This window comes from Shinella zoogloeoides (assembly GCF_033705735.1).
Lineage (GTDB): Bacteria > Pseudomonadota > Alphaproteobacteria > Rhizobiales > Rhizobiaceae > Shinella > Shinella zoogloeoides_A.
Genome location: NZ_CP131130.1, coordinates 867,144 through 878,617, shown reverse-complemented (window position 1 = coordinate 878,617; position 11,474 = coordinate 867,144). Strand labels below are relative to the sequence as shown.

The following is an 11,474-nucleotide window of genomic DNA, read 5'->3' as shown; positions in this document are numbered from 1 at the left end:
TCAGTTCGCCAGGAGCGCAACAGATTGCTGCGCCGCCTGCAGAGCCGCGGAATATTGGTTGAGAAGCGCGTCGACCGAGGCCGCCGTCACATTGAACACCGGAGCCGGATAGACGCCGAAGAAGATCGTCAGGATCACGAGCGGGTAAAGCAGCAGCTTCTCGCGACCGGAGAGATCGAGCAGCGACTTCAGGCTTTCCTTCTCGAGCGCGCCGAAGATCACGCGGCGGTAGAGCCACAGCGCGTAGGAGGCCGAGAGGATGACGCCCGTCGTGGCGAAGAACGCGACCCAGGTATTGGCGCGGAAGGCGCCGAGCAGGGTCATGATTTCGCCGACGAAGCCCGAGGTGCCCGGCAGGCCGACATTGGCCATGGTGAAGACCATGAAGGCGACGGCGTATTTCGGCATGTTGTTGACGAGGCCGCCATAGGCGGAGATCTCGCGGGTGTGCAGCCGGTCGTAGACGACGCCGACGCACAGGAAGAGCGCGCCGGAGACGATGCCGTGCGAGAGCATCTGGAAGATGGCGCCCTGAAGCCCCTGTGCGTTTGCCGCGAAGATGCCCATGGTGACATAGCCCATGTGGGCGACCGACGAATAGGCGATCAGCTTCTTGATGTCGTCCTGCATCATCGCGACCAGCGAGGTGTAGATGATGGCGATGACCGACAGTGCGAAGACGAAGGGCGCGAAATAGTCGGAGGCGAGCGGGAACATGGCCAGCGAGAAGCGGATGAAGCCGTAGCCGCCGAGCTTCAGGAGGACGCCCGCCAGGATGACCGAGCCCGCCGTCGGCGCCTGCACGTGCGCGTCGGGAAGCCAGGTATGGACCGGCCACATCGGCATCTTCACCGCGAAGGAGGCGAAGAAGGCGAGCCATAGCCAGGTCTGCATATGGGCCGGGAAGTTATAGGCGAGCAGTTCCGTGATGTCCGTCGTGCCGGCCTGCCAGTACATCGCCATGATGGCGAGCAGCATCAGCACCGAGCCGAGCAGCGTATAGAGGAAGAACTTGTAGGATGCGTAGACGCGATCCTTGCCGCCCCACACGCCGATGATGATGAACATCGGAATGAGGCCCGCCTCGAAGAAGACGTAGAAGAGGACGATGTCGAGCGAGACGAACACGCCGACCATGAACACTTCCAGAAGCAGGAAGGCGATCATGTACTCCTTCAGGCGCTTCTCGATGGTGTTCCAGCTTGCGAGCACGCAGAACGGCATCAGGAAGGTCGACAGGATGACGAACAGCATGGAGATGCCGTCGATGCCGAGATGGTAGGAAATGCCGGTGCCGAGCCATTCATGCTTCTCGACCATCTGGAAGCCGGGGTTCGAATAATCGAAGCCGACCCAGATGAAGAGCGAGAGGACGAAGGTGAAGACCGTCGTCAGCAGCGCCACGTTCAGGATGTTGCGGCGGCCGTACGGGCTGTCCTCGCGGGTCAGCAGCAGGAGCGCCACGCCGACGAGCGGGAGGAAGGTGACCGCTGAAAGAATGGGCCAATCGGTCATCAGAGGGAACTCCCGAGCATCATCCAGGTGACGAGTGCCGCAATACCGAGCAGCATCGCGAATGCGTAGTGATAGAGGTAACCGGTCTGGAGGCGGACGACGCGGTTGGTGACGTCGACGACGCGGGCGGCGATGCCGTTCGGGCCGAAGCCGTCGATGACGGTGCCGTCACCCTTCTTCCAGAGGAACTTGCCGAGCGCCTTCGCCGGACGGACGAAGATGGCGTCGTAGAGCTCGTCGAAGTACCACTTGTTGAGCAGGAACTGGTAGAGACCGCGGTGCTGCTCGGCGAGGTACTTCGGAGTTTCCGGCGAGCGGATGTACATGTACCAGGCGGTGACGAAGCCGATGGCCATGGCGGCGAACGGGCTCCACTTCACCCAGAGCGGGACGTTGTGGAACTCGTGCACGAGGTGGTTTTCGGCACCCGTGAAGAGCGCGCCCTGCCAGAACTCGTCGTAGTGGTGGCCGTAGAAATATTCCACGAAGAGCCAGCCGGCGAAGATCGCGCCCGCGCCGAGGATGAAGAGCGGAACCAGCATGACGGCCGGCGACTCGTGGACGTGGTGCATGACGTCGGCGGAAGCGCGCGGCTTGCCGAAGAAGGTCATGAAGGCCAGACGCCAGGAGTAGAAGCTCGTGAAGAGCGCGGCGATGACCAGCAGCACGAAGGCGAAGCCGGCGATCGGGCTGTGCGAGGCGAAGGTGCTCTCGATGATCGCATCCTTCGAGAAGAAGCCCGCGAAGCCGATAACGGTGCCGGGAATGCCGACGCCCGTCAGCGCCAGCGTGCCGATCGTCATCATCCAGAAGGTGATCGGGATGTGCTTCCTCAGGCCACCCATGTAGCGCATGTCCTGCTCGCCGTCGACGGCATGGATGACCGAGCCGGCGCCGAGGAACAGGAGAGCCTTGAAGAAGGCGTGCGTGAAGAGGTGGAAGACGGCCGCGCCATAGGCGCCGATGCCGAGCGCCACGAACATGTAGCCGAGCTGCGAGCAGGTCGAATAGGCGATGACGCGCTTGATGTCGTTCTGCACGAGGCCGACGGTCGCCGCGAAGAAGGCGGTGATGGCGCCGATCAGCGTCACGACCATCAGGGCGTTGTGCGAGAGTTCGAAGATCGGCGACATGCGGGCGACGAGGAAGACGCCGGCGGTGACCATGGTGGCGGCATGGATGAGGGCCGAGACCGGGGTCGGGCCTTCCATGGCGTCCGGCAGCCAGGTGTGCAGCAGGAACTGCGCCGACTTGCCCATCGCGCCCATGAAGAGCAGCAGGCAGGTGGCGGTCAGCGCCTGCGACTTGTCGAGGCTCATGCCGAAGAGGTTGATGACCGGCTCGGCGGCATCCGCGGCGCCTTCGGCCGGAAGGTAGGTCGCGGCGGTCGCGAAGATCGTCTCGAAGTTGATAGAGCCGAAGAGCACGAAGACCGAGAAGATGCCGAGCGCGAAGCCGAAGTCGCCGACGCGGTTGACGATGAAGGCCTTCATGGCGGCGGCGCTTGCCGAGGGCTTCTTGTACCAGAAGCCGATGAGCAGGTAGGACGCCAGGCCCACGCCTTCCCAGCCGAAGAACATCTGCAGCAGGTTATCCGACGTCACCAGCATGAGCATGGCGAAGGTGAAGAGCGAGAGATAGGCGAAGAAGCGCGGCCGGTGCGGGTCGTGGTGCATGTAGCCGATGGAATAGACGTGCACGAGCGTCGAGACCGTGTTCACGACCACGAGCATGACGGCCGTCAGCGTATCGACGCGGAAGGCCCATTCGACATCGAAGCTGCCGGACTGGATCCAGGTCAGCACGCTCACCTTGATCATCTCCGTCTCGCCCATGGCGACGTCGAAGAAGACGATCCAGGACAGGACGGCCGCAATGATCATGAAGCCGGACGTTACGTATTCGGACGCCTTGGCGCCAATGGCGTTGCCGCCGAGGCCGGCGATCAGGAAGCCGATCAGCGGAAGGAAGACGATTGCCTTGATGATGGTATCCATGACCCGATCAGCCCTTCATCATATTGACGTCTTCGACGGCGATCGAACCGCGGTTACGGTAGAAGACGACGAGAATTGCAAGACCGATGGCCGCTTCCGCAGCCGCGACGGTCAGAATGAACAGCGCGAAGACCTGGCCGACGATGTCGTTCAGGAAGTGCGAGAACGCCACCATGTTGATGTTGACCGAAAGCAGGATGAGCTCGATCGACATCAGGATGACGATGACGTTCTTCCGGTTCAGGAAGATGCCGAAAACGCCGAGGATGAAGAGGATGGCGCTGACGGTGAGATAGTGGGAAATACCGATTTCCATGATGCTTTTCCTTGTCCGCGCGGCCTCAGATACCCTGCCCCGGCTTCACCTTGACCACCTCGACGGCGGTTTCCGGCGAACGGGCGACCTGCTGCGAGATGTTCTGGCGCTTGATGTGCGGCTTGTGGCGCAGCGTCAGCACGATCGCGCCGATCATCGCGACCAGCAGCACGAGGCCGGCGATCTGGAAGTAGTAGACGTAATGCGTATAGAGCACGTCGCCGAGGGCGGCGGTGTTAGTACGCTCGGCGATCGGCGGGATCGGCATCGAGACGGTCTTGGCAAGCTCCGGCGACAGGACCCAGCCGCCGGCGACCACCAGCAGCTCGATCGCCAGGACGATGCCGATCAGCGCACCGACCGGGGCATATTCGAGCGCGCCCGCACGCAGCTCGGCAAAGTCGATGTCGAGCATCATCACGACAAAGAGGAAGAGGACCGCGACGGCGCCGACATAGACGACCAGGAGGATCATCGCCAGGAACTCGGCACCCGTCAGAAGGAACAGGCCCGCCGAATTGAAGAAGGTGAGGATCAGGAACAGCACGGAATAGACCGGGTTCCTGGACGCGATCACCATGAAGGCGGACGCCACCGCCACGAAGGCGAACAGATAGAAGAATAGAGCCTGAAGACCCATTTTGGTGCCTTTTCGTCTTCCCCGGAGAAGGTTCCCCCCCCCCGTCGAAGCCTGACGACCCTTCGTCAGGCACGTGCTTTCGTTTTGCCTTTCCGCTGCGTATCAGCGGTAAGGCGAGTCCATAGCGATGTTGCGGGCGATCTCCCGCTCCCAGCGGTCGCCATTATCGAGGAGCTTCTGCTTGTCGTAGTAGAGCTCCTCGCGCGTCTCGGTCGAGAATTCGAAATTCGGACCTTCGACGATGGCGTCGACCGGGCAGGCTTCCTGGCAGAAGCCGCAATAGATGCACTTCACCATGTCGATGTCGTAGCGCACCGTGCGGCGCGTGCCGTCGTTGCGGCGGGGACCCGCCTCGATGGTGATGGCCTGGGCAGGACAGATGGCCTCGCACAGCTTGCAGGCGATGCAGCGTTCCTCGCCGTTCGGATAGCGGCGCAGCGCGTGCTCGCCGCGGAAGCGCGGGGAGACCGGGCCCTTCTCGAACGGATAGTTCACCGTCGCCTTGGCGCGGAAGAAGTAGCGCATCGACAGGAAGAACGCGCCGACGAATTCCTTGAGGAACAGCGAATTTACGGCTTGCGAAAGACTAGCCATGCTTAAGCTCCAATGCTGCTGAAATCCCGGGCGGTCATGCGGACCAGCCCGTGAGTTTCAGCACGAATGCAACGATGACGACCATGGCGAGCGAGATCGGAAGGAAGACCTTCCAGCCGAGACGCATGAGCTGGTCGTAGCGGTAGCGCGGCACGAAGGCCTTCACCATCGCGAACATGAAGAAGACGAAGAGCGCCTTCAGGACGAACCAGACGATGCCCGGGACCCAGTTGAGGAACCAGACGTCCACCGGGGGCAGCCAGCCGCCGAGGAAGAGGATCGTCGTCAGGGCGCACATCAGGCAGATGGCGGCATATTCGCCGAGCATGAACATCATATACGGGGTCGAGCCGTATTCGACCATGAAGCCGGCGACGAGTTCGGATTCGGCTTCGGGAAGGTCGAAGGGCGGGCGGTTCGTCTCGGCGAGCGCCGAGATGAAGAACACCACGAACATCGGGAACAGCGCCAGCCAGTGCCAGTCGAGGAAGGACGGCGGCAGGCCGAGGCGCGTGCCGAGGCCGTCATGCTGGGCATTGACGATGTCGGACAGGTTCAGCGAGCCGACGCAGAGCAGGACGGTGACGATAACGAAGCCGATGGAGACTTCGTAGGACACCATCTGCGCGGCCGAGCGCAGCGCGCCGAGGAACGGGTACTTCGAGTTCGAAGCCCAACCGCCCATGATGATGCCGTACACTTCGAGCGAGGAAATCGCGAAGATGTAGAGGATGCCGACATTGATGTTGGCGATCATCCAGCCGTCATTGACCGGCACGACCGCCCAGGTGGCGAGCGCCAGCGTCACGGAGACGAGCGGGGCGAGCAGGAAGATCGCCTTGTTGGCGCTGGCCGGAATCACCGGCTCCTTGAAGACGAACTTCAGAAGGTCGGCGAAGGACTGCAGCAGGCCGAAGGGTCCGACGACGTTCGGACCGCGGCGAAGCTGCACGGCAGCCCAGATCTTGCGGTCGGCCAGCAGGATGAAGGCGATGGAGACCAGGAGCAGCACCAGAAGCAGCAGCGACTGGGCCACGATGATCACGCCAGGCCAGACATAGGTCGAAATGAAAGCGTCCATAATGCTTTATCCCTTCGCGCTCATTCCGCCGCGACTTTGAAATTGTTGCGGGCCAGAGCCGAGCATTCGGCCATGACCGCGGAGGCGCGCGCTATCGGGTTCGTCAAATAGAAGTCTTTGACCGGAGACGCAAACCCGGAATTCGCCATCGTCCCGCCTTTTTTCGCAAGGGCGGAGAGATCGGCGATATCGCCGGCTGCAATCTCGTCGATCGCGGCGAAATGCGGATGCGCCGCATAGAGCTTCGCGCGCAGCTCGGCGAGCGAATCGAAGGGCAGCTTCTTGCCGAGCACGTCGGAAAGCGCGCGCAGGATCGCCCAGTCCTCGCGGGCATCGCCCGGCGCAAAGCCGGCGCGGTTGCCCATCTGGACGCGGCCTTCGGTGTTGACCCAGGTGCCCGACTTCTCGGTGTAGGTCGCGCCCGGCAGGATGACGTCGGCGACATGCGCCGCGTTGTCGCCGTGCGAGCCGATATAGACCGTGAAGGCGGTCTTGCGGGAGAAGTCCATCTCGTCGGCGCCGAGCAGGAAGAGCACGTCGGTGCCCGTCAGCATGTCGGCTGCCGTCTTGCCGCCCTCGCCCGGCACGAAGCCGAGGTCGAGGCCGCCGACGCGCGAGGCCGCCGTATGGAGGACGGCGAGGCCGTTCCAGTCCGCCTTCACCGCACCGACCTTTTCCGCGAGCGCAGAGACCGCCGAGAGAACGGCAAGGCCATCGGCGCGCGACAGCGCGCCCTGGCCGACGATGATCATCGGGCGCTCGGCCTTCTTGAGCTTGGCGGCGAACTTGACCGAACCGTCGATGAGGCCGGAGAGCGTGTCCGTGCCGGCGCCGAGATATTCGTAGCCGTAGCGCAGTTCGCCCTCTTCGCCGATCACGCCGATCGGGAAGTTGTCCATGCGCCAGCGCTTGCGGATGCGGGCGTTGAGCACGGCCGCTTCCAGGCGCGGGTTGGAGCCGACGATGAGCAGCGCGTCAGCCTGCTCGATGCCTTCGATAGTCGGGTTGAAGAGGTAGCTGGCCCGGCCGAGCGACGGATCGAGCACCGAACCGTCCTGGCGGCAGTCGACGTTCTTCGAGCCGAGCGCGGTCATCAGTTCGCGCAGCGCATAGATTTCCTCGACGGAGGCGAGGTCGCCGGCGATGGCGCCGATGCGGTCGCCCGCCTTGCCGGCAACGGCGGCCTTGACGGCGCCGAACGCTTCCGCCCAGCTTGCGGGCTGGAGGCGGCCATCCTTGCGGACATAGGGCCGGTCGAGACGCTGGGTCTTCAGGCCATCCCAGATGTAGCGGGTCTTGTCGGAGATCCACTCCTCGTTGATCTCTTCATTGACGCGCGGCAGGATGCGCATGACTTCGCGGCCGCGCGTATCGACGCGGATGGCCGAACCGACCGCGTCCATGACGTCGATGGATTCCGTCTTGTTCAGTTCCCACGGGCGGGCCGTGAAAGCGAAGGGCTTGGAGGTCAGCGCGCCGACCGGGCAAAGGTCGACCACGTTGCCCTGAAGCTCCGACGTCATCGCCTGCTCGAGATAGGTGGTGATCTCGGCATCCTCGCCACGGCCGATCAGGCCGAGCTCGGTGATGCCGGCGACTTCCGTCGTGAAGCGGACGCAGCGCGTGCAGTGGATGCAGCGGTTCATGACCGTCTTGACGAGCGGGCCGATATACTTGTCCTCGACCGCGCGCTTGTTCTCGGCATAGCGCGAACTGTCGATGCCGAAGGCCATCGCCTGGTCCTGCAGGTCGCATTCGCCGCCCTGGTCGCAGATCGGGCAATCCAGCGGGTGGTTGATGAGCAGGAATTCCATCACGCCTTCGCGCGCCTTCTTGACCATCGGTGTGGTCGTGAAGACTTCCGGCGGCTCGCCGTTCGGGCCGGGACGCAGGTCGCGCACGCCCATGGCGCAGGAAGCAGCCGGCTTCGGCGGGCCGCCCTTCACCTCGACGAGGCACATGCGGCAGTTGCCGGCAACCGACAGCCGCTCGTGGAAACAGAAGCGCGGAACTTCGGCACCCGCCTCCTCGCACGCCTGAAGCAGCGTGAAGTGATCCGGGACTTCAATTTCTTTTCCGTCGACTATCAGCTTTGCCATATCTCAATCCCGCTTCTGACGCGGGGAATCCCGCGTCCTGCCAGCGCCATTCTCCGGCTTCCGTTCCGGGCGTTCGCCCTTCCCTTCGGCCTTTGTTCCATCTGCCGGTTCCGGCGGGCCTAGCCCCTGCCCTTCGCCAGCGTCCTTGCCTGCTCCACCCAGCCGTCGCGGGCGATGCGCCCGCCGAGACCGAGTTCGGCTTCGATCCTTGCGACATCCGCGTCCGTCAGGGCCGCAATGTCGGCGTAGCGCTTGAGCCCCATGCCGTTCAGCACCTGCTCCAGCTTCGGCCCGATGCCCGAAATCGCCTTCAGGTCATCGGCCTTCCCGGCTTTGGCCGCCGGCGCCCTGCGCGCCGGTTTGGCTTCCACCGTCCTCGGCGTCGCGCTCTTCTCGCGCGCCACCTTCATCTCCGGTTCCGCCTTCGGAACCATCCGCAGTTCCGGCTTCGCCTTCACGGGCGCCGCCGTCTCTTTCGCGGCTTCGGCCTTGGCGGTAAGTTCCGCCGCCTCATCCAGCATCGCCTTCGTCCGCTCCGCCGTGCTCTGCATCACGCCCAGCATCGCCCCGGCCATCTGGCCCGCAATGCCGAAGCCGATCGCGGTCGTGGCGGCCATCGCCGCCATCGGATGCGCCATCAGCGGATGCAGCGGCATGTCCGGCATCTGCTTCAGCCACGGCGACAGCCCGAACGGATCGTCGCCGGCAGCTTCAGCCGGCGGGACATGGGTCGCATTCGCATCCTGTCCAACCGGCTTCGTCATCGTCCTACTCCGCTGCTTCCAGCACCGCGCCATGCGCCATGGCATTGGCGGTGTATTGGTCGATGCGCGCCTCGATTTCGGGGCGGAAGTTGCGGATGAGGCCCTGGATCGGCCAGGCCGCGGCGTCGCCGAGCGCGCAGATCGTGTGGCCTTCGATCTGCTTCGTCACGTCGAAGAGCATGTCGATCTCGCGCTTCTGCGCATTGCCGCGCACCATGCGCTCCATGACGCGCATCATCCAGCCCGTGCCTTCGCGGCAGGGCGTGCACTGGCCGCAGCTCTCGTGCTTGAAGAAGGCCGAGATGCGCCAGATCGCCTTGATGATGTCGGTCGAGCGATCCATGATGATCATGCCGCCGGTGCCGAAGGAGGACTTCACCTCGCGCAGACCGTCGAAGTCGAGCGTGACGTTCATCATGTCCTCGGCCTTGACGACCGGGCACGATGCGCCGCCGGGGATGACGGCGAGAAGATTGTCCCAGCCGCCGCGGATGCCGCCGCCATGCTTCTCGACCATTTCGCGGAAGGAGATGCCCATGCTCTCCTCGACCGTGCACGGCTTGTTGACGTGGCCGGACATCATGAACAGCTTGGTGCCGACATTGTTCGGGCGGCCGAAGCTGGAGAACCAGCTTGCGCCGCGGCGCAGGATCGTCGGCGTGACGGCGATGGACTCGACGTTGTTGACGGTCGTCGGGCAGCCGTAGAGGCCCATATTCGCCGGGAACGGCGGCTTCAGGCGCGGCTGGCCCTTCTTGCCTTCGAGGCTTTCGAGCAGCGCGGTCTCTTCACCGCAGATATAAGCGCCGGCGCCGTGGTGAACGTAGATGTCGATATCGTAGCCGAGCTTGTTGTTCTTGCCGAGCAGGCCCGCATCGTAGCACTCGTCGATGGCCGCCTGGAGCGCTTCACGCTCGCGGATGAACTCGCCGCGCACGTAGATATAGGCCGCATGCGCGCCCATGGCGAAGGAGGCGACGACGCAGCCCTCGATCAGCGTGTGCGGATCGTGGCGCAGGATATCGCGGTCCTTGCAGGTGCCGGGCTCGGATTCGTCGGCATTGACGACGAGGTAGTGCGGACGACCGTCGGATTCCTTCGGCATGAAGGACCACTTGAGGCCGGTCGGGAAGCCTGCGCCGCCGCGGCCGCGCAGGCCCGAGGCCTTGACCTCGTTGATGATCCAGTCACGGCCCTTTTCGAGCAGCTGCTTGGTGCCGTCCCAATGGCCGCGGGCCATGGCGCCCTTCAGCGACTTGTCCTTGGTGCCGTAGATATTGGTGAAGATGCGATCCTGGTCTTTAAGCATTTTTCACCCCTTTACCGCGGCTTCTTGCCGAAGACGCGGATGTATTCCGCTTCACCGCCCTTGGCGAGCGCCTTGGCCTGCTTGACCCAGTCGTCGCGCTCGATGCGGCCCTTGAAATTCAGATAAAGATCGACCCACTCGCGCTCCGCCTTCTTCCAGGACGCGACTTGCGCGAAGGTGAAGATGCCGAGCTCGTGCAGCGTGCCCTCGATCTTCGGGCCGACACCGGAGATGAGCTTGAGGTCATCGAGCGTTGCCGGGCGTTCGATGCCGGCCGGGCGGTTCTTGTCTTCCAGCGAAGGCTTGCCGACAGCGGCCGCGATCGGCTGCTTGGCGGCGGCATCGCCACCTTCGGCGCGCGTGTCGCCCTTCGCCTTGGTGTTGGCGGCAGCTTCCGCCTTGGCGGTTGCCGGCGTCTTCAGCTTCGGATCGGTCTCGTCCGCATCCGTCTTGGCGCGGGCGGCGTTCGACGGGGGAACGCTGACGCTGTCCTCGTCGGCCTTCTTGGCGCGCGTCGTGGTCTTCTTCGCGGCCGCTTCCGGTTCGTTCAGGCTGGTGAGGCCACCGGCCGGCGCGGAATAGATGCGGTCGATCTGCGTGCCCGGCGTGACGTCGGCGCCCTTGCCGGCGTCGAAACGGTCGATGATGTGCTCGAGCTGCGTCGGCGTCAGGTCTTCATAGCTGTCCTTGAAGATCATGATCATGGGCGCATTCACGCAAGCGCCCTGACACTCGACCTCTTCCCAGGAAAGCGTGCCGCTCTCGTTGAGATGGAAGGGCTCGGCGTGGATGCGCTTCTTGCAGACGTTGATCAGGTCTTCCGCGCCGCGCAGCATGCAGGGCGTCGTGCCGCAGACCTGGACATGGGCGCGCGTGCCGACCGGCAGCAGCTGGAACTGGGTGTAGAAGGTCGCGACCTCGAGCACGCGGATATAGGCCATGTCAAGCATGTCGGCGACATATTCGATGGCCGCCTTGGTGACCCAGCCGTCCTGCTCCTGCGCCCGCATCAGCAGCGGAATGACCGCTGACTGCTGACGGCCCTTCGGATACTTGTTGATCGTGGCCTTGGCCCAGGCCGCATTCTCCTTGGAGAAGGCGAAGCTGGCGGGCTGGACATTGTCATCGGCTAGTCGACGAACGGACATTCTGTAACGCC

The 11,474-nt window shown here is 63.8% G+C and carries 10 protein-coding genes; all 10 read right to left on the bottom strand.

Features of this window, described 5'->3' with window-relative positions; all coding sequences use genetic code 11:
* The 10 genes from ShzoTeo12_RS04285 to ShzoTeo12_RS04240 all read right to left on the bottom strand — a co-directional run bounded on the left by ShzoTeo12_RS04285 (position 1) and on the right by ShzoTeo12_RS04240 (position 11,463).
* Complete coding sequence (locus ShzoTeo12_RS04285) at positions 1-1,515, bottom strand: NADH-quinone oxidoreductase subunit M (RefSeq protein ID WP_119258700.1); 1,515 nt, start codon at positions 1,513-1,515, stop codon at positions 1-3.
* Positions 1,515-3,512: an NADH-quinone oxidoreductase subunit L gene (gene nuoL, locus ShzoTeo12_RS04280; RefSeq protein WP_119258701.1), complete on the bottom strand. Its 1,998-nt coding sequence runs from the start codon at positions 3,510-3,512 to the stop codon at positions 1,515-1,517. The genes ShzoTeo12_RS04285 and nuoL overlap by 1 nt, the downstream gene beginning before the upstream one ends.
* Positions 3,513-3,519: 7 nt before the next feature.
* On the bottom strand, positions 3,520-3,828 hold the full coding sequence (nuoK, locus tag ShzoTeo12_RS04275; protein ID WP_119258702.1) for an NADH-quinone oxidoreductase subunit NuoK: 309 nt from the start codon (positions 3,826-3,828) through the stop codon (positions 3,520-3,522).
* A gap of 25 nt (positions 3,829-3,853) precedes the next feature.
* Positions 3,854-4,468, bottom strand: a complete 615-nt coding sequence (locus tag ShzoTeo12_RS04270; RefSeq protein ID WP_119258703.1) for an NADH-quinone oxidoreductase subunit J — start codon at positions 4,466-4,468, stop codon at positions 3,854-3,856.
* A 102-nt stretch (positions 4,469-4,570) separates the two neighbouring features.
* On the bottom strand, positions 4,571-5,062 hold the full coding sequence (gene nuoI / locus ShzoTeo12_RS04265; protein WP_119258704.1) for an NADH-quinone oxidoreductase subunit NuoI: 492 nt from the start codon (positions 5,060-5,062) through the stop codon (positions 4,571-4,573).
* Positions 5,063-5,096: 34 nt separating this feature from the next.
* Positions 5,097-6,143: an NADH-quinone oxidoreductase subunit NuoH gene (nuoH, locus tag ShzoTeo12_RS04260; RefSeq protein WP_119258705.1), complete on the bottom strand. Its 1,047-nt coding sequence runs from the start codon at positions 6,141-6,143 to the stop codon at positions 5,097-5,099.
* Positions 6,144-6,163: 20 nt separating this feature from the next.
* A complete protein-coding gene (nuoG, locus tag ShzoTeo12_RS04255) occupies positions 6,164-8,242 on the bottom strand; it encodes an NADH-quinone oxidoreductase subunit NuoG (RefSeq protein ID WP_119258706.1) in 2,079 nt (692 codons plus the stop codon).
* A 119-nt stretch (positions 8,243-8,361) separates the two neighbouring features.
* Positions 8,362-9,006, bottom strand: coding sequence for an NADH:ubiquinone oxidoreductase (locus ShzoTeo12_RS04250; RefSeq protein ID WP_318911379.1), 645 nt, complete (start codon positions 9,004-9,006; stop codon positions 8,362-8,364).
* Between the two features lie 4 nt (positions 9,007-9,010).
* The gene (nuoF, locus tag ShzoTeo12_RS04245) at positions 9,011-10,315 is read right to left on the bottom strand and encodes an NADH-quinone oxidoreductase subunit NuoF (protein WP_119258707.1); all 1,305 of its coding nucleotides are present in this window, start codon (positions 10,313-10,315) and stop codon (positions 9,011-9,013) included.
* 11 nt (positions 10,316-10,326) lie between these two features.
* Positions 10,327-11,463: an NADH-quinone oxidoreductase subunit E gene (locus ShzoTeo12_RS04240; protein ID WP_318911378.1), complete on the bottom strand. Its 1,137-nt coding sequence runs from the start codon at positions 11,461-11,463 to the stop codon at positions 10,327-10,329.
* Positions 11,464-11,474: the final 11 nt, after the last annotated feature.